This is a genomic window from Arthrobacter sp. 179 (assembly GCF_052379645.1).
GTDB lineage: Bacteria > Actinomycetota > Actinomycetes > Actinomycetales > Micrococcaceae > Arthrobacter_H.
The window spans coordinates 36,742-63,492 of record NZ_JBQSYU010000017.1 but is presented as its reverse complement, the minus strand read 5'-3'; the positions used below and the strand labels follow the sequence as shown (position 1 = coordinate 63,492).

Below are 26,751 nucleotides of genomic sequence, written 5' to 3'. Positions count from 1 at the left end.
AGGGGAGTGCTTCGTCCGTGATTTTGGAGTGAACAGATGCCACTTTCCCTCACCGAAGAGCACACCGACCTAGCCTCCGCAGTCTCCGACTTCGCCGAACGCTTCGCCGATATCCTCGAAACCCGCGAACACCTCCAGGCCTATGCCGCCGGTGGCCGGCCCGACCACTGGGCCGAACTCGTGGATAACGGACTCCACGCCCTGCACATCAGCGAAGCACGTGGCGGCCAGGGCGGAAGCGTGGCCGACACGGCGATCGTGGTGGAGGAATTCGGCCACCGCCTCGTCCCTGGCCCGTTGGTTTCCACCGTGCTCGCCAGCTCCGCCGTGGCCGGGGCCACCGAGTGCAAGGCCTCCACGAGTGGTCTGGACCTCTTCGCCGATGGGGCCACCGGCGCCCTGGTGATGCCCACGGCCGCCGTGACCGTCGCCGCCTCCGCCGAGGGCTGGCTCCTCAGCGGCAGCATCGGCGTCGCCTCGTTGCTCTCCGCCGAACAGCTGGTCATCGGGTTCACCTCCGAGGACGTGACCCGCTTCGCCCTGGTCGATGCCCAGGCAGCCGGTCTGACCAAGCGTGTGGCAGCATCCTCGGACCTCACCCGCGATGCGGGAATCCTGGAGCTGGACGGCCTGGCCATCGGGCACGAAGCCATCCTCGAGGGACTGGAGGCCAGCTACGTCGATGCCCTGAAGGCGGCCCTGCTCGCCGCAGAGGCGTCTGGCCTCATGCGCTGGGCGGTGGAAGCCACCACCGACTACGCCAAGATCCGCGAACAGTTCGACCAGCCCATCGGCTCCTTCCAGGCCATTAAGCACAAATGCGCGAACCTGCTCATTTCCTCCGAACTGGCCACCGCCGCCGCCTGGTCGGCCGTGGTCTCACTCGACCAGGACCGTACCCAGCAGGCCCTGGCCGCAGGATCGGCCATCCAGTCGGCCATCGTCCCCGCCGTCGAGGCGATCACCGAGGCCGTCACCATTTTTGGTGGCATCGGCTTCACCTGGGAGCACGACGCACATCTCTACTGGCGCCGCGCCATGAGCCTCGCGGCACAAGTGGCCCCGGTGGCCGACAGCGTCGCAGCCCTGGGCCGCACCGCCTTGGATGCCGACCGGCAGATCGATATCGAGCTGCCCGACGAAGACCAGGCCTTCCGCACGCGCATCGGGGCACTTCTCGATGAAGCGGCGCAACTGGACAACGAGCACGACGGCGGCCGCTGGTACTCCCGTGGCTCCCAACGAACCTTCCTGGCCGAGAACGGGCTCGCCGCCCCACACTGGCCCGCCCCCTACGGGCTCGGCGCCACCCCGGCAGAACAGGTCGTCATCGGGCAGGAATATGCCCGCCGTGGCCTGGTCCAGCCCACCTCGGTGATCGGGGAATGGGCGATGCCCACGATCCTGGCCTACGGCACCGAGGCCATCAAGGAACAGTTCGCCCTGCCGACCCTGCGCGGGGAACTGGCCTGGTGCCAGCTCTTCTCCGAACCCGGCGCCGGCTCCGACCTGGCAGGACTATCCACCCGGGCCACCCGCGTCGACGGCGGCTGGGAGCTGAAGGGACAGAAGGTCTGGACCTCGGGGGCCCACGAAGCGGACTGGGGCATTTGCCTGGCCCGGACCGATACCGAGGTGCGCAAGCACAAGGGGCTGAGCTACTTCCTGGTCGATATGCGCAGCACCGGCGTCGACGTCCGCCCACTGATGCAACCCACCGGCGCCTCGGAATTCAACGAGGTCTTCCTCGATGCGGTCTTCGTCCCCGATGAGTACCTGTTGGGGGAGCCGGGGCACGGATGGCGCATCACCGCCACCACCTTGCAGAACGAACGGACCCAGATCTCCGCCGGCGTCTCGGCAGGAACCGAAGACGGGATGCGCGAGCTGATCAGCGAAGACGGCTACATCGGTACCGAACGCGAAGCCTTCACCGCCCTGGGCAAGATCGTGGCCAGCAGCTCGGCCATCGGGGCGCTGAACCTGCGCGAAACCCTGCGCCAGGTCAATGGAAGCGACCCGGGAGTTGGTTCCTCATTGGCCAAGGTCGCCCAGGCCCGACTGACCCGCGAGGCAGCCAGTTTGGTGACCGCCCTGGCCGGGCCGGCCATGCTCTTCGCCGACGCCCCGGCCGACGCGGTGACCCGTCAACTCGACGTCCCCCAGGTGCTGCTCGGCGGGGGCACCGTGGAAATCCAGCTCAATGTCATTGCCGAACGCATCCTCGGCCTGCCGCGCGGCTAAACCGCCCCGCAGGACTCCAGACCTCAAGCCATTCCCGAAAGGATACCCTTCGCATGACAACGATGACGCGCGATACTCAGAACGTGAGAACCCTCGCCACCGACCGACTGCACGAATTGCTCCAGCCACGATCCGTGGTGATCGTGGGGGCCAACAGCAAGTCAGCCTGGTCACAATTCACCTACACCAACCTCATCTCCGGTGGCTTCGACGGTGAGCTCTACCTGGTCAACCGCCGCGGCGAGGAATGCCACGGACAATCCTCCTACACCTCGATCGCCGAGCTGCCGACTGCCCCCGATCTGGCCATCGTGCTCACCGGCACCAAATCATTGGAGACCATCTTGGAGGACGCCCGGCTCAAGGGCATCCGCAACCTCGTGATGCTCGCCGCCGGGCTCAGCGAGGCCGGCGCCGAAGGCAAGGCATTGCAGGACAGCCTGGTCGAACGGGCCAGGGCGGCAGACCAGCTGATCCTGGGACCCAATAACCTCGGCTTCATCAACGCGCATGCCAAGGTCGCCGCTTTCAGCCATATGACCCAGATGCCCATGATTTCCGGTGGTGTCGGGATCGCCAGCCAGTCAGGTGCCCTGGCCATCTACCTGTTGCCCTATATGGCCTCACGCGGGGTGGGCTGCTCCACCGCGGTGACGGTTGGCAACGAGGCAATGGTCTCGGCCATCGACGTGATGGACCTGCTGGTCGATGACGAGAACACCACGGTCATCGCCGCCTATCTCGAACAAATCACCAATCCCGCGCAGTTCCTCGACGTCGCCGCACGGGCCCGAAAGGCCGGCAAACCGGTAGTGGTCTTCAAAGCCGGACGCTCCGAGGCCTCGGCCCGTGTCGCCGCCGCCCATACCGGCTCCCTGGTCGGAGACGACAGCGTGATCGATGCCGCCTGCCGGCAGTTCGGGGTGATCCGGGTGGAGAACATCGAGGACCTGATTGCGACCGCGGGGATCATCGAATCCTACGGTGCCGTGGACGGAAACCGGATGGGAGTGGTCACCGGCTCCGGCGCCATGTGCGCCCTCATCGCCGATAAGTCCGAAGCGCTCGGCCTCCAGCTGCCGGCCCCCTCGGCGTCCACCGTCCAGGCACTGCACGACGCCGGCCTGCCCGAATATTCGACGGTCAACAACCCCATGGACACCACCGGATACATTTCAGTGGATCCCTCCATCCTGACCAAGGCCAACCAATGCTTCATCGATGACCCCAACTTCGACTTCGTCGTGATCAACGCCTCCTGGCCGGCCAACCAGATGATGGCGGATATGGGCAGGGCCACTCAGGACACGCTGCTCGCCCAGCTCACCTCCTCACCGAAACCGGTGATCCCGATGAGCTTCCTGCCCACCGAGGTCACCGAATTCGGGCGGGCCTTCGCGACCGAATACGGCTACCCCCACGCCTCCGACTCCTTCGACCGGGGCATCCCGGCCGTGGCCCGCAGCGCCTGGTGGGGGAAGCGCACCGCAGAACTGGCCTCCGACCCCGTGCTCCCCGAGGCGCCGACCATCGCCAAACCCTCCGGGACGGAAACGTGGACCGAAATCGAAACCGGGGACTTCCTGCGTGAGCACGGGGTGCCCTACGTTCCGGCGACCATCGTGGGCTCGGCCGAACAGGCTGTCGCCGTCGCCGAAGACCTGGGCTACCCCGTGGTGCTGAAGGTGGCCTCTGAAGATATTGCCCATAAGACCGAGGTCGGCGGCGTCAAATTGATGTTGCGGGATGCGGAAGCTGTCAGGGCAGCCTACGAATCTATCAGGTCTTCCGTCGCCGAACTGGCCCCCGAGGCCACCATCCAGGGGGTCGCGGTCTCTCCCATGCGTCCGTCCGGCACCGAGCTGCTGGTGGGGATCATCCGTGATCCGCAGTGGGGGCTGGTGATGGCCGTCGGTTTCGGCGGCGTCATGGTCGAGATCCTCAAGGATTCGGCCCTGCGCCTGCTGCCTGTCGGCCCTGCGGAGATTCGACGGATGCTCGAATCCCTCCAGGGAGTCGACTTGCTGACCGGGTTCCGTGGCGGGGAGGCCACCGATCTGGACCAGCTGGCGGAGGTCATCTTCAAGATCTCCCAGGTCGCTCTCGGGCTGGGCGACGAACTCGAAGAGTTGGAAATCAACCCGCTGAGGGTGGCGGGGAACCAGATTGAAGCCCTCGACGCACTGGTCCGGTGGAAGGACCGGGCATGAACGCGGGAGCTGGGCCATGGGAGCGTAGCCCGGTGATAGCGTTGGAGTCCCATTCCGACCGGCAGCCGAAGGAGCACGATGTCCGGCCAACTCTCCGCGGATCTCGTCGATCTTCCCGCCTACCAGGTGATGCGCAGGCAGCGCATCCTGGACGCGGCGAAAACCCTCCTGGTGGGAACCGACTACGACTCCATCCAGATCCGGGACGTCGCCGCCGAAGCCAACGTGGCACTGGGCACCCTATACCGGTACTTCTCCTCGAAGGAGCACCTGTATGCGAACGTCGTCTACGACTGGAGCGTGCCCTTCAACTCGGCCGACCAGTCCTGGGCGGAGGGCCTGAGCACTACCGAACGCGTCCAGTATCGGATGCGCTCGGCGCTGGCGGCCTTCGAACGACAGCCGAACTTCTACAAAGCCATTTGGCTGCTGCGCTCCACCTCGGACCCGCAGGTTTCGGCGTTGATGCAGCAACTCGGCGTCGTGCTGGAGGAACCCATCCACGCGGACTTTGCGATGCTCGGTCACGAGGAGGCAGCCGATATCACCGCCATGGTGTGGTGCGTGCTGATGGATCTGGTGGCCCGGCTGCTGACCGGGGACAAGACGATTCCCGAAGCCCATCGGGTGATCGACAGCTTCGTGCGGATGATCGGCCTGCGGGTCGCTCAGTTCGAGGCCGAGGGCGCCTAACCGGCGCAGCCCTTCTCAGTCCGGCTGCGGCTTCGGCCACGGATACTGGGGTGCTCTCATGAGCGCCCACGAATTGGATCATCTGGCCATCGCGGTGCCCGCCTGGGCGCCTGCCGGCCCGGTGCTGAACCGCGAGCTGGGCGCCCGGTGGGGCGGAGGATTCACCACCGAAGCCTTCAACCCCTGCCAGTTGGCGGTGGTCGATGACATGCGGGTGGAACTGTTCGAACCCAGCGGGTCCGAACACTCCTTCATTCAGCGTTTCCTCGATCACCATGATGGTTCGGCTGCACCGCACCATGTGACCTTCAAGGTGGCCGATATCCGCTCGGCCATCGCCGGGGCCCAGAAGGCAGGGATCGAGCCGATCCTGGTGAATCTGGAGCACCCGGGCTGGCAAGAGGCCTTCCTCCACCCTCGGGACACCGGGCTGGGCTTTTTGGCCCAGCTGGTCCAGAGCACAACGATCCTCGACGCGTCGGCGGAGCAACTGCCCCATTCCACCGGTGGCTGCCCGTGGGATGAGCAGAATACCGATCCGGTGCGGGTCCAGCTCATCCATGGGGTCGTCGAGGACCTGCCTCTCGCCCGCACCGTCCTCGTGGACGTGCTCGGTGCCCGCACCTTCGGCATCGGTCCCGCACCCCGCGGCCAGAGAGATGTTCTGGGCTTCGGCTGGAACGAGGGCGCCGACCTGGTCTTGAGCCAAGGAACAGCCATCGGGTTGGACGCCATCGGCATCCTGCCAGCCGAGACTTTCTGGCCGCCGGGAGACTACCCCACAGACCTGACCGCGCAGCTGGGCGAGGGCACCGGGCATCCCGAACTCGGGATCCGCATTGCCGCACTGCGTTCCGCAACGGTGCCGGCGGACAGCTAGATCCCGTCGTCGTCAGCTGTCACCATCGACCACCACCTTCAGGCGCCGGACCATCGGCGCGTCACCGAACCAACCATCCCCGATCTCAGGAGAACACCATGGGACTGAAAGCAGAAGCCGCGATTCTCGGTTTCCACGAACTGCCGCCACAGCGCAAGCTGACCCGCGATAAGACCTTCAACCTCGAACAGTGGGCGCGCCTGTCCAAGGCGGCGTTGGACGACGCAGGCCTGGATGCCACGGACGTCGACGGAATCGTCACCCCGCTCATCGGCGAAGCCAGCATGTTCGTCCCCTCCACCATCACCGAATATCTGGGCATCAACGCCAACTTCGCCGAAATAGTGGACCTGGGTGGGGCCGGCTCCGCTGCCGCCGTCTGGCGTGCTGCCGCCGCCGTGGAACTGGGATTGTGCGAAACAGTCCTGGTCACCTTCCCCGGGACCCACGAGGTGCCCACCCACGAGCGTCGGCCCTTCGTGCTCGACGACAGCATGCTCTTCGGGGCCTCCTCCAACGCCTACGGATCCCCGCAGGCGGAGTTCGAGATCCCGTATGCCAATCTGGGCCAGAACGGGCCCTACGGCCAGATCGCCAAACGCTATGGACATGAATTCGGCTACGACGAACGCGCGATGGCCAAGATCGCCGTCGACCAGCGCACCAACGCCTGCTCCACGCCGGATGCCATCTTCCACGGCCAGCCACTGACCATCGAGGACGTGCTGGCCTCACCGATGGTCGCCGACCCCCTGCATAAACTCGAAATCGTCATGCCGTGCCAGGGCGGAGCCGCGGTCGTCATCGGCAACAAGAACCAGGCCAAAAAGTCAAAGAACCGTCCGGCCTGGATCAAGGGCTTCGGGGAACGCGTGCCCTATAAGACGCCGACCTACGCCCACGACCTGATGTATTCGCCGATGATCCACGCCGCCGACCAAGCCTTCGACATGGCAGGCCTAGGCCGGGGCGATATGGACATGGTCTCCATCTATGACTGCTATTCCATCACCGTGCTCATGTCCTTGGAGGACGCAGGCTTCACCGAGAAGGGCAAGGGAATGCAGTTCGTCAACGAACACGACCTGACCTTCCGCGGTGATTTCCCGATGAACACCGCCGGTGGCCAGCTGTCCTTCGGCCAGGCGGGCATCGCCGGAGGCATGCACCACGTGATCGACGGCGTCCGACAAATCATGGGCCGCTCGGGAGAGGCCCAGGTCAACGACTGCAACCGGGCGTTCGTCTCCGGAAACGGCGGCATCATGAGCGAACAAACTGCACTGATCCTCGAAGGCGAATAGGAGCTTTGACCATGAGCACAGATACAGCACCCGTTTTCGAACGGCCCATGCCCGTCCCGACCCCGCTGACCCAGCCGTTCTGGGATGCGCTGGCCGAACACAAGATTCGCATCCAGTACTCCCCGTCACTGGGCGAATACGTCTTCTACCCCCGGCCGCTGGCCCCGCGCACCCTGGCCGACGACCTTCAATGGCGAGAGATTCCCGGCACCGGGACCCTCTACACCTACACGATCACCACCCGGCCGGTGTCACCACATTTCGCGGCCGAGGGCCCGATGGTCCTGGCCGTCGTGCAATGGGATGAGGGCCCGAAGTTCTCCACCGAACTGATCAACATCGACCACGCAGACCTCACGATCGGCATGCGCGTCAAGCCGGTCTTCTGCGACTACCCGGCATCGGACATCACCATGCTGCGCTACGAACCGGAGGTATGAAATGAGCACCGAAACCACCGACGCCCTGCCAGCGGTCACGCTGCGCATCGGCTCCGAAATCCGCACCCACGCCCAGGGAGTCCACGAGCACGTGAACCCGGCCACCGGCCAGGTGGATGCCCGCGTGCCGATGGCCGGACCAGCAGAGGTCGATGAGGCCGTCCAGGCCGCCCATCTGGCCTTCGCCACGTGGAAGGCCACGCCGGCCGCCGAGCGCGGACGGGCCCTGCTCAAACTCGCCGAGCTCGTCGAAGCGCACGTCGATGAGTTCACCGAACTCGGCATCGCCGATAACGGGACCCCACGGACCACCGCCCGACTCTCGGTGGATGCCGCCGCGACCTGGATCAGGTACTACGGGGGATGGGCCGATAAGCTCCCGCTGGGCAGGATCTCCTCGACGGTCGGCGCGGGAGGGGTCTTCGGACACACCCTGCGCCAGCCCTACGGGGTCATCGGGGCGATCATCACCTGGAACGCACCGCTGATGTCCCTGGCGATGAAGGTCCCCGCGGCCCTGGCCGCCGGGAACACCGTCGTCGTCAAACCCAGCGAACTGACGCCCCTGGGGGTCATGCTCTTCGCCGACCTGGTCCATGAGGCCGGCATCCCCGACGGCGTCTTCAACGTCGTCACCGGCGGCGCCGACGCGGGTGCCGCCCTGGTGGAACACCCGCTGGTCAAGAAGGTGTCCTTCACCGGTGGCCCGGAGACGGCCCGCAAGATCACCGCCACCGCCGCGCAGACCTTCAAGCCGGTCCTGCTCGAACTCGGGGGCAAATCGGCGAATATCGTGTTCGAGGACGCCGACCTGGACGCCGCAGCCCAGCAGGCGGCCGTCATGGCCTTCGCGATCATGACCGGGCAGGGCTGCGCCATGCCGACCCGGCTGCTGGTGCAGGACTCCATCCACGACGAGTTCCTGGCCAAGGTCGCCGCCATCGCCGGCTCCTTCAGCATCGGGGATCCCCAGGACCCGTCAACGATCTGCGGGCCGGTGGTCAACCAGGCGGCGATCGACCGGATCGAGGCCATGGTTGCCAGGGCCCAGGACGACGGCGCCCGACTGGTCATGGGCGGCTCCCGCGGCGACGGGGAACTGGCCGAGGGGTTCTACTACCTCCCGACCATCCTGGCCGACGTCGATCCTGCCAGCGAGCTGGCCCAGAAGGAAGTCTTCGGCCCCGTGCTGGCCGTGATGCGGTTCAGCGACGAAGCCGAGGCGGTCGCCCTGGCCAACGGGACCGACTACGGACTCTCCGGCTACCTCTGGACCGCGGATGCGCGCCGGGCCATCCGGATCACCGAAGAACTCGAGACCGGGGAAGTCATCGTCAACGGCGCCCCCAATGCCGTCACCGAACGGCCCTTTGGCGGGATCGGACACTCCGGCAACGGCAACGAAGGCGGGGTGGAAGGCCTGGAGGAATTCTTCTGGACCAAATCCGTCGCCTACGGAAACGGCTGATCCAGGCCCGACCCACACGTCACAACCGGTGGCCCCCGCCCAACCCGCGGGACCACCGGTGGGCTGTGACCGTTCCTGATCGGGGGCGGGTTGCGGACCCAAGAAATGTTTGCACCATGTTTCTTTCGCCGCATCCCTGAAAGGTTGGGACAACGATGTCCGCACCCGCTGGCCGACAGGCCACCCTGCTCCAACAACTCAAAAAGTCGGGATTCGCCGCCGTCGTGGTGGTGCTGATCCTGGCCGAAATCGTCTCGGCCTTCGAACTGTCGATGATGTACGTGACCCTTCCAACACTGATCACCGAATTCCAGGTCGATGCCAACACCGTCGCCTGGGTGGTGACCGCCTACCTGCTGGTCTCCGCCTCCGCCGGGGTGATGGGCGGGCGCTTCGGGGATCTCTACGGCCGACGCAAGGTCCTGATCATCGTGCTGGCCATCGCCGGCGTCGGATCGCTGATCTCCCTGCTGGGTGGAACCCTGGGGATGATCATCCTGGGCCGGGCCATCCAGGGCACCGCAGGCGCGGTCATGGGGCTGGCCTTCGGCCTGGCCCGGGAACACCTGGAAGCCGAGCGCGTCCCGGTGGGTGTCTCCATGATCGGGGCTTCGGCCCTGATCGCCGGTGCCGCCGGGACCTTCATTGCAGGGTTCATGATCGACGTCTTCTCCTGGCATGGCATTTTCGCCTTCGCCGCGGTTCTGGCTGGAGTCGCCATCGTCACCATCCTGATCGTCATCCCCCGGGACACGACAGTGCCCACCACGGAAAAACCCGACTACCTGGGGGCCCTGCTGCTGCCCATCGCCGTCAGCGCCATCCTGCTGGCCCTGTCAGGCAGTTCCACCACAGGATTCGCCTCGGCCCGGTTCCTCGGTCTGATGGGCGCCGGACTGGTCGTGGCCGGCCTCTGGGCCTGGTGGGAACTGCGGGTGGAATCCCCGATCGTGAATCTGCGGATGTTCAAGAACCGGCAGATCGCCCTGGTCATGACGGCCACCCTCTGTGCCGCCATCGGACCGATCGGCGGGTTGGCCGTACCGACGCAAATGGTCCTGCAATATCCCACCAGCGAAGGCTTCGGGCTGGGCTTCAGCGCCACGGCAGCGGGGGTGCTCAGCTGCATCACGGCGTTGCTGGGCTACGCCTTCTCCCCGCTGGGCGGGCGGATGGCCCACCGGTTCGGTGCCCGTTCGGTCTTCGTCTGCGGGCTGACCCTGATGACCGCTGCCCTGGCCATCATCCTGCTGTCCTTCGGCAACGCCCCGCTATTCATCATCGCGCAGGGAATCAACGGGATCGGCATCTCGCTGACCTTCGGTGCGCTGCCCAATGTACTCATCGAAGCCATTCCCGAGGCCAATACCTCCGAAACCGCGGGGACCAACACCATGGTGCGTAACGTCGGGCAGTCGGCGGCGACAGCCATCGGCGCCTACATCCTGGCCAGCTACCAGGACCCCAGCACGACGCTGGTCAACCAGAACGGTGTCAGCGCGGCCCTGCTGTTCGTACTGGCCTTCTCGGTCCTCTCGGTGGTGCTGGGCCTGATGCTCAAACGCCACCCGGTGAAATGGGTTCCCGAGACGATCGCCGAACGTGATGCGCGCCGCGGGAAAAACGCCGTGACCGTACCGTCCGCTCACCACGGATAGACAAGAACTAGAATCCCGTTATAGTATTTATGAAGACGTGACCCGCACCACCGTCCGGTGCGCGTCCACAGCAGCACGGGGGACACCCGTGGAAGGAGCCAATCCCATGACGATCAACGTCGAGAACATCGGGAAGACCACTGAAGGAGATCCCTACAGCTGGGATTCACAGGATGCGCTGCTCTATGCGCTCAGCGTCGGAGCGGGTGCTTCGGATCCGGCGGAGCAGCTGGCGTTCACCACCGAAAACTCCCGCGGCATCGACCAGCAGGTCCTGCCCAGCTTCGCCGTCGTCCTGGGCGGCTCGGGCGGTTCGATGGAGGACCTGGGGGACTTCAAGCTCTCGCAGATCCTCCATGGCGGCCAGGCCATCACCCTGCACCGCACCCTGGAACCGGCAGGCACGGTCATCCCGGTCAGCGGGATGACCGCCGTCCACGATAAGGGCAAGCATGCCGTGATCGAATTGACCACCGAGCTGCTCGATGCCCAGACCCGCGAACCGGTGGCCACCAGCGTGACCACCATGATCATCCGCGGAGAAGGCGGATTCGGCGGGGATCCGGGGCCGAAGGAAACCTGGGCCGTCCCCGACCGCCCGGCCGACACCACCGTGACCCGGAAGACCGCCGACAACCAGGCGCTGCTCTACCGCCTCAACGGGGATCGCAACCCGCTGCACTCCGACCCGCAACTGGCCCGGATGGTCGGCTTCGAACAGCCGATCCTGCACGGTCTGTGCACCATGGGCTTTGCCAGTCTGGCGGTCCTCGAGGAGGTGGCCGACGCCGATCCCGACCGCTTCGGTGCCATCAGTGTCCGGCTGGCCTCCCCGGTGGTGCCCGGCGATGAACTGACCACCACCATCTGGCATACCGAGACCGGCGCGGTGTTCCAGGTTCGCGTGGGGGAGACGGTCGTCCTGGACCGTGGCACCTACACCCACCGCCCCGTCGGGGCGGAACAGGGAACCGACGCGGGTGAGGCTGTGGCCTCACCGGAAACCAGCAGGAAGGAAACCCGATGAAGATTGCCGTCTTGATCAAACAAGTCCCCGACACCTGGGACGAAAGGCAACTCACCCCAGCCGGGCATGTGGACCGGGCTGCGAGCGAACGCATTGCCGACGAAATCACCGAACGAGCCCTCGAGATCGCCTTGCTGCACAAGGATGGCGATAAATCGGTGGAGATCGTGGCCGTGACCATGGGACCCGCACAGGCCAGCGATGCCCTGCGCAAGGCCCTGCAGATGGGGGCCGATTCGGCCCTGCATATTGTCGATGACGCCCTGGCCGGCTCCGATGCCCTGACCACCGCACGGGCCCTGGCCGCCGGGGTCAAGGACGGCGGATTCGACCTGGTTCTGGCAGGGAACGAATCCACCGACGGGCGCGGCGGCGTAGTCCCGGCGATGATCGCCGAACTGCTCGGGATCGCGTTCGCCGGGCCGCTGAACACCGCCGACGTCACCGGCGGGTCGATCAACGGGGAACGCGAGGGAGCCGAGGGCACCGAAACGGTGACCGCGGCCCTGCCCGCAGTGGTTTCCATCACCGAACGGGCCGCCGAACCACGCTTCCCCAAGTTCAAGGGCATCATGACCGCCAAACGCAAGCCCGTCACCGTGCACGACGCCGCCACACTCGGCCTCACCGACCTGGGGCACGAGGGTGGGAACCTGGTCATGGCTTCCAGCCGACGTCCCGCCCGAACCGCGGGGCCCAAAATCATCGACGAAGGCCAGGCAGCCTCCGAACTCATTGACTACCTCAGCGCCGAACACCTGATCTGAAGGGACTGGAGACCATGAGCACTATTCTCGTCAACTGTGAAATGGCGGCCAACGGCACGCTGCGCCCCCATACCGGCCATCTGCTGGCACTGGCCTCCCAACTGGGCGACCCGGTCGCCGTGGTCGCGGCACCTGCGGGCACCACGGTGGTCGCCGAACTGGCCGCCTGGGGTGCCCCCGTCGTGGTGGTCGCCGAAACCCCGGCAGCCACCAGCCACGTCGCCGCCGGTGCCGTCGCCGCCCTGGCCGAGGCCATGAACCGTTACGAACCGGCAGCCGTGCTGGCCTCCACCACTGCCGATGCCCGGGAGACCATCGGCCGCTTGGCGGCCCGCACCGGGAACCCCGTGGTGCTGGAGGCCATCGACGTCACCACCGCCGAGGGCAGGATCCGCGCAACGCATTCGGTCTATGGGGGCAACTACACCACCGAATCCACCGTCGGCTCCGGCGTCGCGCTGGTGACCGTCTCCTCCCACGGCCTCCCGGCCCTGCCGGCCGTCGAAGCCCCGACGGTTGAAACCCTCGACCTGGACGTGGCGACCAGCACTGCGGCGGCCATCACCGCCATCCAGCCCGTCGAGGCCAGCTCCGGCCGGCCCGAGCTGACCTCGGCCAAAATCGTGGTCTCGGGTGGACGCGGACTGGGTTCGGCGGAGGATTTCGCCCTCGTGTCAACGCTGGCCGACGCACTCGGTGCCGGCCTCGGGGCTTCCCGCGCCGCAGTGGATGCCGGCTACATCGGCCAAAACCATCAGGTCGGGCAAACCGGTGTCAGCGTCTCGCCCGACCTCTACCTGGCCGTGGGCATCTCGGGGGCCATCCAGCACCGCGCCGGCATGCAGACCGCACAACGGATCGTGGCCATCAACGAGGACGCCGACGCCCCCATCTTCGAGATTGCCGATTTCGGCATTGTTGGCGACCTGTTCACGATCCTTCCGCAGCTGAATCGGGCCCTCGCCGAACGTGCCGGCGTCGGTGCCACCGTCTAGGGGAGGACCAGCGATGACAGCGACAGCCCAGCGCGGGCGAAAGAAACCGGCGAAAGGTCAGCGGCCCACCGGGTGGAAGGCGATGCTCTGGTGGATCGGTGCTGCCATCGTGGCACTGGCCGTCGTCGTCCTGCTGACCCGGTGGGTCCGCGGGCTGGAACCGGTGCAGGAATTTCTGCTCACCTACCCCGGGCAATCCGAACTTCCCGAAGGGGCCCCCGTCGGGCTACCTGCCTGGCTGGGATGGCAGCACTTCCTCAACGCATTCTTCCTGGTCCTGATCATCCGTTCCGGCTGGAAGGTGCGCAACACCGCCAGACCCCCGGGGCATTGGACCCGCCGGAACACCGGGTGGTTCAAAACCCGGAATAAACCCACCAAGATCAGCCTGGACCTCTGGTTCCATCTGAGCCTGGATGTGCTGTGGCTGCTCAACGGGCTGGTGTTCGTGGTGTTGCTCTTCGTCACCGGTGGATGGATGAGGATCGTCCCCACCAGTTGGGACGTGTTCCCGAACGCGCTCAGTGCAGCCCTGCAATACGCCTCACTGAACTGGCCGATCGAGAACGGGTGGGTCAACTACAACTCCCTGCAACTCTTGGCGTATTTCGCCATCGTCTTCATCGCGGCACCGCTCGCGGCCATCACCGGCGTGCGGATGAGCTCTGCCTGGCCCAAGGGGCACCCGAAGCTGGACCAGGCCTACCCGATCGAACTGGCCCGCAAGATCCACTTTCCCGTCATGTTCTTCTTCGTCGGATTCGTCATCGTGCATGTGGGGCTGGTGTTCTCCACCGGGATGCTCGCCAACCTCAACCACATGTATGCAGCACGTGAGGGGGCAGGATGGCTGGGCTTCTGGCTCTTCGCCGCCTCACTGGCCGTCATGGTCGCCGCCTGGTTCCTGGCCCGACCGATCTTCCTGCGCCCCCTCGCCGGGTTGACGGGCAAGATCTCGAAATAAGGAAACCAGGCGCCGGACTCCGTCGCCGGGCAGCAGACAAGCCCCGCCCCTCGTTGGTCACCAACGAGGGGCGGGGCTTGTGGAGCCGTTGCTACTCGGTGGCTAGTCCCTCCACGGGGGAGAGGCGGGCGGCCCGGCGAGCCGGGAGCACCGAGGCGGCCAGCGCTGCCAACACGCTGACACCCAAGACGAGTGCCAGTTGTGCCCAGGGCAGCGACAGCGTCACGTCGGTAAAGGAACCGATGGCCGACTGGGCGCCCAAGACACCATAGGTGGTGCCCAAGGCAATCCCCAGGGCCGCGGCGACCCCGGCGATCAGGATCGCCTCCAGGGCCAACATGGACTTCAACTGGCCGCGGGTCAGCCCCAGGGCCCGCAGCAACGCCGATTCGCGGGTGCGTTCGAGCACCGACAAGCTCAAGGTGTTGGCCACCCCGATCAGGGCGATGAACACGGCGACGGCCAGCAAACCGGAGACCACGAGCAACAACGTGTCGATGACTTGATTGAACAGGGACCGCTCCACGGCGCCACCGGCGACCTGGTAGTCCTGGACGTGCAGCTCGGTGGCCAGGGTACGGCTCAGACCCTCGAGCTGATCGGTGCTCAGCCCGCTGGCTGTTTTGAGCCATAACAGCGGATAGGCGCCCAGCTGATCGGGTTCCACCTCGGCTGCGGCACGGGCCGCCGAAGCGCCGGTGGTGTATCCATCGAGCTGCTGCGCCGTTTCCAACGTCATCAGCGGGGCGGAGATCTCCGACTGGGAGTGCTGGGCGGCCAAGGAGCTGGCCGTGGATCCCTTGTACGCCGTGACCTCGACGTCGTCACTGGTGACCGATTGGCCCACCAGCACGTCGCCGGTGCCGGGGACCAGCGACGGGTCCTTCAGGACCAGGGCCAGTTCCTCGGCTGCTGCGGCGTAGACCGGCTCCCCGGCGGCGGTTCGTCCCACGGGTTTGAGCAGTGCGACATCCTCGATCCCGTCGACGCCCGCCGCGAGCTTCGCCTGCTGCGTGCCCAACTGGCCGGCGCCCGCCGCCGCATCGGGGCCGGGCAGGGCTCCGCCATCGAAGCCCTCCCCGTAGTTGGCGGGGGAGTCCACGGTGACGTCGACCAGGTAGTTGCGGGCCAGTTCGTCGTTGAAGGACTGTTTGGTGGTCTGGGCGCCCACCATCATCATCGACACCAGGGTGACGCCGATGAGCAGCGCCGTGGCCGTGGCAGTGGTCCGCCCGGGGTTGCGCACCGAGTTCAACGAAGCCAGCTGCGCCGGAACTCCCGAACCGCCGAAGAGCCGGCCGACCGCGCGGACGGCACCGGGTAGGAACAGCGAGGCGAGCATCAGCACCCCGATGAAGGAGAACAGGCCTCCGGCGAAGCCCAGCAGGAGCTGGCCGAGGACCGCGCCGCCGATCAACAACCCTCCGCCGCCGATCAGCAGCAGCGACCCGAAGATCAGGCGGACCTTGCCCACCCGGTTATGAACACTGGCGGAGTCCGCGGGGCGGAGGGCCGCCAAGGGGGCCACGCTCATCGCCTTGCGGGCCGGAGCCCAAGCGGCGATCAGGGTCATCACGGTGCCCGCGAGAAGGCCGGCGATCACGGCGCTCGGTGGCACGGCCAGCACGGCGAAGGAAGCGGAGGGCAGCGTTGAAACGTAGCCCACCAGCCCGGCCATCACCCCGATGGCCAGCAGGACCCCCAGCACCGAGGAAACGAGCCCGACCACGAAGGCTTCGACGAGCACCGAACGGCGCAGCTGGGCGCTCAGGGCACCCAGGGTTCGGAGCAGGGCCAGTTCACGGGTGCGCTGGGCCACCAGGACCGCGAAGGTGTTCATGACCACCAGCCCGGTGACCACCAGGGCGATCAGTGCGAAGACCAACAGAACCCCGGTGAGCTGATCCTGGCCGCCGGTGAAGCCTGCCAGATCGTCGACGGTGCGTTCCTGAGCGGTCATCACCGACGCCTGGGAGACACCCGCGGACTTCAATGCGGCCGCAACGTCCGAGGCGGCCTCTGCCGGGTCGGTGCCCGCATCGAGGCGTACCAGCAGGGATTCGTACTGCGGGTCCGAACCCATCAAGGTGTTGTAGCGCTGGGGGGAGACGGCAACCTGCAGATTCGAACCCATGAAAGGGCTGTTGCTGGAGGTCGTGATACCGCTGATCCGGGCCGTGAAGTCCACGGTGGAGCCGTCCGGGGAGGAACCGGACATCCCGACTTCGTCGCCGACCTTCAGGTGATAGCTCTCGGCGTGCTGGCGGTCCACGGTGATTTCCTCGCGGTCTGCCGGAACGGCACCGGAGTCCAGCTCGGTGGTGCGCAACTGTTCGTCGGAGCCAAAGGATTGCACGATGGCGTTATAGTCGCCCGAGCCGGTTTCGATCCTGGCTCCGGCGCTGCTTTGGGCCTCCGCGGCGGCGACCCCGGGGGCCTTGCGGACCGCGGCGAGTTGCTCGGGGCCGAGGCCCACGGCCTCGTCGGTCTCATCGGGGCTGATGCCGGCAACCAGATCGGCGTTCTGGTAGGCCTCACCGATGCTGCGTTCCAGCGAGGCGGTGGTCGAGGCATTGACCATGAGGGTGGCCGCCAGGAAGGCGGTGCCGACCATGACGGCCAGGGTGACGGCGATGAAACGCCGTGAGTACATGCGGATATTAGCCAGCGCGAGGGAGAGCATCTCAGGCCCCCAGTCCGGCCAGCGCCGAGGTGACGCTCTCCGGCGTCGGATCCGACAGATGGCCGACCAGTTCCCCGTCGCGCATCAGCACCACCTCATCGGCATAGCCGGCGGCTGCCGGGTCGTGGGTGACCATGATGATGGTCTGGCCCATTTCCCGGACCGACGAACGCATCAGGGAAAGCACTTCGGCACCGGTGCGTGAATCGAGGTTTCCGGTCGGCTCGTCACCGAAGACGACGGCGGGGCGGGTGAGCAGGGCGCGGGCCACCGCCACGCGTTGTTGTTGTCCGCCGGAGAGTTCGTGCGGTTTATGGGAGAGGCGGTCCGTGATGCCCAGGGTGTCCACGACGGTGGCGAGCCAACCGGCGTCGTGCTTTTTCCCGGCGAGTTGGAGCGGCAGCAGGATGTTCTGTTCGGCGCTCAAGGTGGGCACCAGGTTGAAGGACTGGAAGACGAAACCGATCTTCTCGCGGCGCAACCGGGTCAGCTGGTCATCGTTCATCGAGGTGATGTCCTGGCCAGCGATCATGATGGAACCGCTGGTGGCCGAGTCGAGGCCGGCCAGGCAATGCATCAACGTGGACTTTCCCGAACCCGAAGGCCCCATGATGGCGGTGAAGCGTCCGGCCTCGAAGCCGATGTCCACGCCGGCCAAGGCGTGGACCGCTGTGCTGCCGCTGCCGTAGACCTTGGTGAGGCCGCGGGCAGAGACTGCCTGGGTGGTGGTTGAGGTGTGAGTCATGGTCATACTGAATAATTTATGCGGACCCTCCCTCCCGGCGGATCAACCCGGCGGAGGGTCTTAGCGGTCCCGCACGTCATACCGAGGTATGACGAGGCACAGGTCAGCGACGGATTGGGGGTATCGGTGCCGGCACCTGGTGTGGCGATCACGGACCGTCCAGCAAAGGAACGGCAGAATAAGTCCATGACTGTGCGTTCCTCCACTGCCGCCGCCGTGCTGGCCCCCCTCATGACCTTGGCCTTGCTCACCGGCTGCAGCAAACCTGCCGAACCCCAGGTGCCCCCAACACCCGCGGCTTCCTCAACGCCTGCACCCAGCCCCTCCGCCCCGGCAGTCAAAACCTCGGGGATGAAGAAGGACCTGGCAGGGTTCACCACCAAGCTCTACACCGGGAAATCGGTGCCCAGCAGTGGCCCGGCAACCCAGGCGCTGAAACAGGCGAAGGCTCCGAAGCGGGCCGCCTCCGTCAAGGCTGCGACCGGAACCTGGAAGAAGGAACAGTTCGCCGTGCTCACCAGTGGCAAGGACGTCACCCTGGTGGTGAAGAAGAAGAAGGGCACGTGGACCGCAGTGGGCGGTTGGTGGCCCTCACTGGGGATCAAGGATGCGGCGCTGGGGGGGAAACGCCATGTGCTGCTCATGGGTTCGGACGCCCGGGAAAAGCAAGGCGAAAAGATCGACGAGGCACGGGCCGATGCCCTGCAGGTCGTCGGTGTTGACGGTCGGGGCGGCGGCGGGGTGATGGGCATCCCGCGGGACCTGTGGGTGCCCCAGGCCAACGGCAGGAACGCCAAAATCAATAGCGCCCTCTCCACCGGTGGGCCCACGGCACAGACGAAGACCGTTGAAAAAGCCACCGGACTGCCGATCCAGGGGTACATCCTGACCGGGTTCACCGGGTTCCAGAAGATGATCGACGAGCTCGGCGGGATCACCATCAACGCGCCGATGAAGGTGCGGGCGGTGGAGAAGGGCAAACAGAAGGTCGACGGATACGACGCCTTCTGGTTCACCCGCGAACGCAAGACCCTGCCCAACGGTGACTTCGACAGGACCTCCAACCAGGGGATCGCGCTGGCGGGAATTGGGGCCAAGGCGGTGGCCGACGGCCCGGCAGGCCTGGCGAAGGTGCTCGATATCGCCGATCGGCATGTCTCCACCAACCTGAGCGCCGAACAAGCCCTGACCTTCGGTGCCTGGGCCTACCAGATCGACCTGAAGAAGATGGGGCACCAGGTGCCGACCGCCGACTATGGACGCAGCGCAGATGGCCAATCCATCCTGGAAGCCACCAGCGCAACCCGGAAGGTGTTTAAGGATTTCGCGGACGGAAACCTGCCGAAGTAACACGAGATATCGCCCATCGTGTCCTTTTCGTTACAATAGGTGAGGCGTCGTTTGGCGTCTGACCTAGTGAAGGAGGCGGATGCGCGCGACGGCCCCAAGCTCGAACCAGTGCTCCACCCTGCGCTGGGCCGCCCTCGTCGGCACCCTGATGCTGGTGGGCTCCCTCGGTATCCTGCCCGCTTCCGCGGCTGAAACATCCCCCGAAGGTGCCGCGGATTCGGTGAGCACCACCACCGCGACGGGTTCCGAATCGCCGTCCGCCACGCCGCCGGAACCCACCGATCCGCAGATCACGACGGATCCTAGGTGCGTGGGTCAGTAATGCGGCGCCCGAACTTTAAAACGCCGATGCAATAGCCGGTCCTTCTACCCGGCGGCTGGGAGAATTGGGGGTATGGATACCAGTTCTCCCGGCCCTGATGGCTTGTTCGATGAGTCCCTCGTCGAGCGGATTGAGCCTGCTGTCGATGACCGGATGGATGCCAACGGCGGGGCCCGCAAGCGATTCAAGGCGTTCGAGCCGAACGCGGTGATGCTGGTGCCGCCTTCGTTGGATGAGTGGTTGCCGGCCAACCACCTGGCGCGGTTCATCGCCGAGCTCGTGGACCATGAGCTGGATCTGGACCGGTTCTATGATTCCTATCGCAATGCCAAGGGCCAGCCGCCCTACGAGCCGCGATTGATGCTGCGCATCGTGCTCTACGGCTACTGCGTCGGGGTGAGGTCCTCGCGTGAGTTGGAGAAGGCCTGCACCGATGTGGTGGCCTTCCGCTGGTTGGCCGCCCAGCAGGCCCCGGATTTCCGCTCGATTGGTCGCTTCCGCGAACGCCACCTGGCCGCGTTGGCGAACGTGTTCCTGCAGGCCCTGGAACTCTGCCGGGCCGCGGGGATGCTCAAGCTGGGCCAAGTCGCCTTGGACGGGACGAAGGTCCGGGCCAATGCCTCCCGGCACAAGGCCATGTCCTACGCGAGGCTGTCGACCAAGCAGAAGGTCCTTGCCGATGAGATCAGCGACCTGATGGCCGAAGCGAAGACCGTGGATGAGCAGGAGGATGCCCGATTCGGGGTCGGGAAGCGCGGCGACGAGCTGCCCGCGGAGCTGGCGAACCGCGAACGCCGGGCCGCAGCGATGCAGGTCGCGAGGGAATCGATCGAGGCCGAAGCCGCCCAGAAGGCCCGTGACGACGCGGAAGCGAAGGCGAGGGATCGTGGGGACGACGATGACGACATCACCGGGGCCGGGGCCAAAGCCGCCGAAAGGACGGTGCCGAAGCCGACGGCGCAGCGAAACTTCACGGATCCGGATGCACGGATCATGAAGACCGCCGACGGGTCCTACCACTACTGCTACAACGGCCAGGCCGTGGTCGATGCCGGCCACCAGGTCATCGTCGCCGCCGAGATGAACCAGGCGGCCAACGACTACGGACAGCTGGCACCGATGGCCGAACAGGTGTCGGAGAACCTGGGGGCGATGCCCAGGCAGTTGCTCGCCGATGCCGGGTATTGCTCGAAGGCGAACCTCGAACACGCCCGCAACCTGCAAGAGGGACACGGCACCGAGTTCCTGATCTCCACCCGGCGCATAAAGCACTCCACCCCGATCCCGGAGGCACCCCGGGGCAGGATCCCCGCCAACGCAACCGTCGGCGAACGGATGGCGCGTAAGCTGAAGACCATCCCGGGCAGGAAGGCCTACGCCAGGCGCAAGGCCATCGTGGAACCGGTCTTCGGGCAGATCCACACCCGCCAGGGCAAGCACGTCCTGTTGCGAGGTTTGGAGCAGGCCGCCAGTGAGTGGAAGCTGATCGCAGCCTGCCACAATCTGATGAAACTGCACGGATACCGGGCCAATCCGGCCACCTGACCGGTAGGCAGGGGCCACGCAGGCGCTTCCGGAGCCCTTGATTAGGCGCTGAAAACGGCACCATGGGAACGCCCGCGACCATGACCGGCCGGACTCACAAGCTGGATCATTCCGCCTCGATCCCCTGAGTGATATTCCAACGAAACGCCGGCCGGCATCAAACCACTACCGACCCACGCACCTAGTGAATCTTCACAGCCGACGGAACCGACGGAAACACCAGAGCCATCGGAATCAACGGAACCGACGGAGCCGGTCGACCCCACGACGGAGCCGCCCAGCACGGATCCCACGACCCCGCCGCCATCCTCGACGCAGCCCTCGGAGCCTGGCTCCTCCTCGGGATCCAGCGGGCCTTCCTCGAGCTCCTCGGCGGAGCCCCCCGCCCCGGCGCCGTCGGCCATGCCGTCGACCACGCCGTCGAAAACCTCGCCGGGGGTCATCCCGGCACCACCGAAGCCCCCGAAGTACCCGTCCAAGCCCGGCAGCTCGACGCGCAGCCCGGGGCCCGGACAGTCCTCGACCAACACCCAGGGGCCGCGCCCGGGAGCACAGTATGGTGCCCGCGACGCCCGGACTGGGTTTCTGATCGATCCGGCCAGCGGCTATCCCATCCACCCGAAGACCGGGTTACTCATCGAACCGGGCACCGGACGGATGCTGGTGCGTGGTTCGCTGGAGGCCAGCGACTTCGTCTACGACCAGGCCACCCAGAGCGTGAAGCTCTCCATCCAAGACCACGACGGCAGCTCGGCACCTGGGGAGCCGGAGTCCTCGGCCGGCGCCGGGGACGGGGCAACGAACGCCGCAGGCGTCCTTCCGCCGTCGAACCCGGCCCAGCAGGCGGAGGCTTCCACTGGGCGCCCCTCCGCAGTGATGGGACTGGTCATGTCGCCTTCGGCCCCGGCCATTGGTTTGGGTACCCTGCTGGCCTTGGGAGGGCTCTGGTACTTCTTCGTGTTCGTCCGCCAGCCCAAGCCGAAACCCCAGTACCGCCGCTAATGCCGGAGTCCGGTCATCGTTGGATATGATGTCCCGGGTGACTCTTCGTCACCGCAATATGGAAATGGGGGACTGGCTGGCATGACTCGACGCCGTGCTCAGCGCTCACTGCTGCGCCTCTGCGCCATTGTGGGGTTGGGGTTGCTCATGTTCGCGACTGGTGTTTCCGGCGCTTTGGCAATCCCGGAAGAAACAACGCCCCCGGATCAGTCGAGTACCGCTCCGGATTCAAGCAGTGCGCCATCCACCAAAGTTCCAGTCACCAAGAAACCGGCACAGCCTGTGCCTCCGCAGCCTGCCCCGAATCCCGATGAAGGCAATGGGGCTGGGTCACGAGTCGGCCCACCTGCCACGGTTCCCGATCCGCCTGCACCGGCTCCTCGTACCGCAGTCGACCCGCGGACAGGGTTCCCGCTGGATGCAGCTACCGGGTACCCGATTCACCCGAGGACAGGTTTCCTCATCGTGCCCGCTAGCGGGAAGATGCTTCTTCGTGACACCCACGAACCCAGCGGTTTCATCTATGACTTCTCCCAGGGAATCGTGAAGGGGACGTCATCGGAAACACCCACACCGTCACCTTCTGAATCCGAAGAACCCACACCTTCAGCGGCAGCCGGCTCATCGGCAGCGCCTTCGGAGTCTAGCTCGACGCCCGCTACCCCGACGTCTTCATCGGCTTCGGCCGTCGCCAGTCCAAGCGCGGAGCCTCAGGAAACCACGTCTTCAAGCCCTACAGCTCAGGCCAAGGATCAGGCTGCGAAGACCGGGGTTCCGCAAACCCTGATCAACGTGATCGTCGGCGTTCTCGTGGTGGCGGCAGGGATCTGGTACTTCATCGTGGTTTTCCGACGGCCCGGGCGAAAGTCCAGGGGATAGTAGTCGAATGGCGGCGACACCAGAGTCAACGAGCCCTCAACAAGGTAGTAGAAGGAAGACCATTATTCCGGTTGACACCATCGAACGCCGCCTACGGCGGAGCACCGCCGTATTGCCGCTTTCTGTTCGACGCCTCATTGCACTGCGACACACCGTACGTCGAAACTGGAGGGAAGATCCGGCGCTGTTTCTTCTCAACATTCAACGTCGGCGTGGGAACAGGACGACCAGAGCACTTCTGGAGGGCCTGAATCGCCGAGACAGCTGGATTCCGTCGCGTCGAGCCGCCGCATTGGTCGCGTTGCTAGCCGGGGACCAAGTTTCGCTTGCGGAACGGTTGGAGCAGGGGCGTGGCCATGAGGTGTCCCCGAGGTCTGCCAAGCACTTTGCCGATTTAGCCCTGGCCGGGGATCTTCCGGATCTTGCCGGACGCTTCGCCGAAAACATCCCTGACAGTGTCAGGGGAGGGGCCATCACGCGGGCGAAGCTCCTTTGGTACCGCGGGCATATGACTCAGGCGGTGGAGATGCTCGAAAACGATGGCAAGGACTCTGAGCGCCTAGGGGACCGATACCGAGGCGAGGCGGAAGTCTTCGGCAGCTGGACACCCCAACTGCCACGAGTTGGCGACTTCGTTCCGATGCCGCATACGGTACTTCATTTGGTGACTAACTCTCTGCCCTATACCGAATCGGGTTATGCGCAGCGCACCCATTCGATACTGCGAGAGCAGTTCGCCGCAGGGTGGGTTGTCCACGCAGCCACACGATTGGGTTATCCGCAGAGCATTGGTTCGTTCAATGCCTCAGCACTAGATGTGATCGACCGTGTGAACTACCACCGCTTGGCTTCCAACGGACGACAGGGAAACCTCCGGCAACGCCAACAGCAGGAAGCCGAGGCCTTGCTCGAGCTGGTTCTGCGGCTGCGTCCGAGCATCCTGCACACCACGACGCACTTCGTGAACGGTTTGACCGTGCGCGCAGTGGCCGAGGCCGTCGGCATTCCTTGGGTCTATGAAGTACGCGGTCAGCTAGCTGACACCTGGGCCTCTCAGCGAGGTCCAGAAGCCGTGGAGAGTGAGCGGTATCTGTCCTTTCAACGCCGCGAAACCGAGGTCGCCAACGCAGCGGACGGCGTCATCACCCTGGGCGCGGAAATGCGTCAAGGGCTTGTCGTTGCCGGTGTGGCCAGAGAAAGCATTAGGCTGGCGCCAAATGGGGTGGGCGAGGATTTCCTCGAGGAGCCAATGACACCGAGCAAGGCTCGCCGGGAATTGGGACTTCCGATGCAGGACCTCCACATCGGCACTGTCAGCAGCTTGGTCACCTATGAAGGCCTTGACACCCTGATCCAGGCGTTCGGGCAGTTGACAGCACGTCGCGATGGTCTCCGACTCCTGATCGTGGGTGATGGAGCTGCGGCGCCTGCCCTGCGCCGTCAGGCAGCGGCGGTCGGTTTGGATCCCGCTGAGGTCTTGCCCGGGCGGGTACCCCGTGAAGAGGCGGCCCGCTACCATCAAGCTCTGGATATCTTCGTCGTTCCGCGCCAAGATCATGCCGTCACCCGCGCTGTGACGCCGCTGAAACCCGTAGAGGCCATGGCCAGTTCCCGGCCGGTGGTTGCCAGCGACTTGCCAGCCCTGCGAGAAATCGTGACAGATAGTGACACCGGCATCACCGTTGAGGCTGGGGACGTAGCTGGGTTTGCTACCGCTTTGGAACGGTTGGTTGATGACGCCGAACTCCGTGCATCCATGGGGGCACGAGGTCGAGAGATAGCTTTGACGGAGCGAACCTGGACTCGTAGCGCGAGCGCCAGCTTGGTTCAATACGCCACCTTGACCGGGAGGGAGAGCACGGAAGATGAGTGAACAACCGGTAGATACCGTGCAGAAACCAGTGGTCTACGTTGACATCACGGGTATGCGTCAACCCGGCACGCATGGAGGGATGGCCGAGTACCTCCTGCGGATGTGGGATGCTCGGACACTGGCATTTCACGAAGCACGCAGCAAGATCGTGAGCGGCCATCAACGAAATAAGCTGGGAAGCTTATGGTTGATTCTCAACCCGATATTCAGTGGGATGATCTACTACATCGTTTTCGGTTTCGTATTCCAGGTCAACAAGGGCATCGACAACTTCATCGGTTATCTCCTCGTCGGCATCTTCATGTTCCAAATGACCACGGGTGCTATCAATGCGAGCGCTGATTCCATTTATAGTGGGCGCAAGCTTCTGGGCTCCAATAACCTTCCAGTGGCGATGTTGCCCGTCATCAACAACGTTCAGCGCTGGCTCTCCGGCATACCTTCGTACCTGGCGATGATGCTCATCATCATCATTGCGCCGCCGGTGGAGAATCTTGGGTGGATGTCCTTGCTCTTCGTCCCTCTGATGGCACTACAGGGACTATTGATGATCGGTTTCTCGCTGGTCGCCGCACACGTCGTGGCGCGTGTGCATGATCTCAAGAATCTGCTGAGCGTCGGCATGCGCGCTTGGCTTTACGCCTCAGGGGTGATGTTCTCCGTTGATCGGTTGACGAACGCCCACCCGATCTTTGGGCCGCTGGTCGACTGGAATCCAATGCACCACGTGCTGACGATCGCCCGCGATGTCTTGCTTTATGAGACGATCCCGGATCTACACTCTTGGCTGATGGTTCTCTTTTGGGCGCTCGGTATAACAATGGTGGGGCTTTGGCTGATCTGGCGTGGGGAAGGAACTTATGTCATCACCACTGACTGACCCAGAACCCACGGCACCATCGCTGGTGTTCAATGCAGTTACCGTTTCGGGGAAGAAGACAGGAAAGGCCTCGCGACGGCAAGCCACGGACTTAGACGAGGTATCCTTCGTCGTCCGAGAAGGCGAAGCCGTGGGAGTCCTGGGTAGCGCATCCGACGGCGTATCGCTGCTGAAGGAAGTTGCATCCGGGCTGCTGGCTCCCGCCTCCGGACAGGTATTCGTGCGATCGCAGCCCGTCGTGATGGACGCCGGTTCGGCCTTCGATATGGATGAAACCCTACGGTTCAACATGGAACGCGTCGCCATGTCTCTGGAACTGAATGGGGCCCGTCTCAAGGCGGCAGTGAGTCGTATCCTCAAACGCCTCGATATGGACGGCCAGGCAGAAACTCAGTGCGGCGAACTGGAACCCCGCGAGATCGAGCGCGCACGACTGGCGACCCACCTCCATGCCGGACCTTCGCTCCTGTTGATCGAAGAGCCTCTGGAGAGAGGCCGGGCGTTGATTGACGAGGATGGCAGGCACGGAATTGAACGGCATCTTCGATTGGGGGGTTCCCTGGTGCTTGCCGGGCGTGACCCCCAGTTGATCCGCAAAGTGTGCAGCCGGATCGTCTGGCTCCACCAAGGAGCCATCATCATGGACGCGCCCAGCAAAGACGTGGTGCGTAATTACAGTCGCTTGGAAAGTGTCCGAGACGACAAGGAGAAGACCGCGCAAATGTACCGTCGCTACGCGCGGCACTACCCTGGGCTGCAGATCAACACGGTTTCCCCCTGAGTAGTCCATTGAGTTCCTGCATAAAACGACCGTTGAAAGGA

Annotated in this window: 22 protein-coding genes; 19 read left to right on the top strand and 3 right to left on the bottom strand. The window is 65.1% G+C overall.

What is annotated here, in order from left to right; all coding sequences use genetic code 11:
* Nucleotides 1-36: 36 nt before the first annotated feature.
* The 12 genes from ACT3UE_RS11215 to ACT3UE_RS11160 all read left to right on the top strand — a co-directional run bounded on the left by ACT3UE_RS11215 (nt 37) and on the right by ACT3UE_RS11160 (nt 14,650).
* Nucleotides 37-2,244, top strand: coding sequence for an acyl-CoA dehydrogenase family protein (locus ACT3UE_RS11215; RefSeq protein ID WP_443348083.1), 2,208 nt, complete (start codon nt 37-39; stop codon nt 2,242-2,244).
* A gap of 53 nt (nt 2,245-2,297) precedes the next feature.
* Nucleotides 2,298-4,454, top strand: a complete 2,157-nt coding sequence (locus tag ACT3UE_RS11210) for an acetate--CoA ligase family protein (protein ID WP_444566730.1) — start codon at nt 2,298-2,300, stop codon at nt 4,452-4,454.
* Nucleotides 4,455-4,532: 78 nt separating this feature from the next.
* Nucleotides 4,533-5,147, top strand: a complete 615-nt coding sequence (locus ACT3UE_RS11205; RefSeq protein WP_086998579.1) for a TetR/AcrR family transcriptional regulator — start codon at nt 4,533-4,535, stop codon at nt 5,145-5,147.
* Nucleotides 5,148-5,205: 58 nt separating this feature from the next.
* The gene (locus ACT3UE_RS11200; RefSeq protein WP_444566729.1) at nt 5,206-6,027 is read left to right on the top strand and encodes a VOC family protein; all 822 of its coding nucleotides are present in this window, start codon (nt 5,206-5,208) and stop codon (nt 6,025-6,027) included.
* Between the two features lie 98 nt (nt 6,028-6,125).
* Nucleotides 6,126-7,331 (top strand): thiolase family protein, encoded by a 1,206-nt coding sequence (locus tag ACT3UE_RS11195; protein ID WP_086998584.1) that lies wholly within the window; start codon nt 6,126-6,128, stop codon nt 7,329-7,331.
* An 11-nt stretch (nt 7,332-7,342) separates the two neighbouring features.
* Entirely contained in the window at nt 7,343-7,771 is a 429-nt protein-coding gene (locus ACT3UE_RS11190; protein ID WP_444566728.1) for a Zn-ribbon domain-containing OB-fold protein, read from the top strand.
* Between the two features lies 1 nt (nt 7,772).
* Entirely contained in the window at nt 7,773-9,239 is a 1,467-nt protein-coding gene (locus ACT3UE_RS11185) for an aldehyde dehydrogenase family protein (RefSeq protein ID WP_086998589.1), read from the top strand.
* A 155-nt stretch (nt 9,240-9,394) separates the two neighbouring features.
* Nucleotides 9,395-10,897, top strand: a complete 1,503-nt coding sequence (locus tag ACT3UE_RS11180) for an MFS transporter (protein ID WP_444566727.1) — start codon at nt 9,395-9,397, stop codon at nt 10,895-10,897.
* A 106-nt stretch (nt 10,898-11,003) separates the two neighbouring features.
* Nucleotides 11,004-11,924 carry a MaoC/PaaZ C-terminal domain-containing protein gene (locus ACT3UE_RS11175; protein ID WP_444566726.1) on the top strand — a complete coding sequence of 307 codons (921 nt, stop codon included), beginning with the start codon at nt 11,004-11,006 and terminating at the stop codon, nt 11,922-11,924.
* The gene (locus ACT3UE_RS11170; RefSeq protein WP_444566725.1) at nt 11,921-12,691 is read left to right on the top strand and encodes an electron transfer flavoprotein subunit beta/FixA family protein; all 771 of its coding nucleotides are present in this window, start codon (nt 11,921-11,923) and stop codon (nt 12,689-12,691) included. The genes ACT3UE_RS11175 and ACT3UE_RS11170 overlap by 4 nt, the downstream gene beginning before the upstream one ends.
* A gap of 14 nt (nt 12,692-12,705) precedes the next feature.
* Nucleotides 12,706-13,686: an electron transfer flavoprotein subunit alpha/FixB family protein gene (locus tag ACT3UE_RS11165; protein ID WP_444566724.1), complete on the top strand. Its 981-nt coding sequence runs from the start codon at nt 12,706-12,708 to the stop codon at nt 13,684-13,686.
* Between the two features lie 13 nt (nt 13,687-13,699).
* Nucleotides 13,700-14,650 (top strand): cytochrome b/b6 domain-containing protein, encoded by a 951-nt coding sequence (locus tag ACT3UE_RS11160; RefSeq protein ID WP_444566723.1) that lies wholly within the window; start codon nt 13,700-13,702, stop codon nt 14,648-14,650.
* A 91-nt stretch (nt 14,651-14,741) separates the two neighbouring features.
* Here the strand turns inward: ACT3UE_RS11160 and ACT3UE_RS11155 are convergent, their stop codons facing one another.
* On the bottom strand, nt 14,742-17,333 hold the full coding sequence (locus tag ACT3UE_RS11155; RefSeq protein WP_444566722.1) for an ABC transporter permease: 2,592 nt from the start codon (nt 17,331-17,333) through the stop codon (nt 14,742-14,744).
* 1 nt (nt 17,334) lies between these two features.
* On the bottom strand, nt 17,335-18,084 hold the full coding sequence (locus tag ACT3UE_RS11150; protein WP_086998609.1) for an ABC transporter ATP-binding protein: 750 nt from the start codon (nt 18,082-18,084) through the stop codon (nt 17,335-17,337).
* A gap of 180 nt (nt 18,085-18,264) precedes the next feature.
* Here ACT3UE_RS11150 and ACT3UE_RS11145 point away from each other — a divergent pair, with 180 nt between their 5' ends.
* The 3 genes from ACT3UE_RS11145 (at nt 18,265) to ACT3UE_RS11135 (ending at nt 21,295) form a co-directional block, all read left to right on the top strand.
* Nucleotides 18,265-19,428, top strand: coding sequence for an LCP family protein (locus ACT3UE_RS11145; protein WP_444566721.1), 1,164 nt, complete (start codon nt 18,265-18,267; stop codon nt 19,426-19,428).
* Between the two features lie 79 nt (nt 19,429-19,507).
* Nucleotides 19,508-19,750, top strand: a complete 243-nt coding sequence (locus tag ACT3UE_RS11140; protein WP_444566720.1) for a hypothetical protein — start codon at nt 19,508-19,510, stop codon at nt 19,748-19,750.
* A gap of 153 nt (nt 19,751-19,903) precedes the next feature.
* A complete protein-coding gene (locus tag ACT3UE_RS11135; RefSeq protein WP_444566733.1) occupies nt 19,904-21,295 on the top strand; it encodes an IS1182 family transposase in 1,392 nt (463 codons plus the stop codon).
* A gap of 41 nt (nt 21,296-21,336) precedes the next feature.
* On the opposite strand, the gene ACT3UE_RS11130 is transcribed toward ACT3UE_RS11135, so the two are convergent.
* Nucleotides 21,337-21,825, bottom strand: a complete 489-nt coding sequence (locus tag ACT3UE_RS11130) for a hypothetical protein (RefSeq protein ID WP_444566719.1) — start codon at nt 21,823-21,825, stop codon at nt 21,337-21,339.
* A gap of 127 nt (nt 21,826-21,952) precedes the next feature.
* On the opposite strand from ACT3UE_RS11130, the gene ACT3UE_RS11125 reads away from it, so the two are divergent.
* From ACT3UE_RS11125 to ACT3UE_RS11110, 4 genes are all read left to right on the top strand, one after another.
* Nucleotides 21,953-22,297 (top strand): hypothetical protein, encoded by a 345-nt coding sequence (locus ACT3UE_RS11125; protein WP_444566718.1) that lies wholly within the window; start codon nt 21,953-21,955, stop codon nt 22,295-22,297.
* A gap of 1,405 nt (nt 22,298-23,702) precedes the next feature.
* Nucleotides 23,703-25,049 (top strand): glycosyltransferase family 4 protein, encoded by a 1,347-nt coding sequence (locus ACT3UE_RS11120; RefSeq protein WP_444566717.1) that lies wholly within the window; start codon nt 23,703-23,705, stop codon nt 25,047-25,049.
* The gene (locus ACT3UE_RS11115) at nt 25,042-25,929 is read left to right on the top strand and encodes an ABC transporter permease (protein ID WP_444566716.1); all 888 of its coding nucleotides are present in this window, start codon (nt 25,042-25,044) and stop codon (nt 25,927-25,929) included. Before ACT3UE_RS11120 ends, ACT3UE_RS11115 begins: the two co-directional genes overlap by 8 nt.
* Nucleotides 25,910-26,710 carry an ATP-binding cassette domain-containing protein gene (locus tag ACT3UE_RS11110; protein ID WP_444566715.1) on the top strand — a complete coding sequence of 267 codons (801 nt, stop codon included), beginning with the start codon at nt 25,910-25,912 and terminating at the stop codon, nt 26,708-26,710. Before ACT3UE_RS11115 ends, ACT3UE_RS11110 begins: the two co-directional genes overlap by 20 nt.
* The last annotated feature ends 41 nt before the right edge of the window (nt 26,711-26,751 follow it).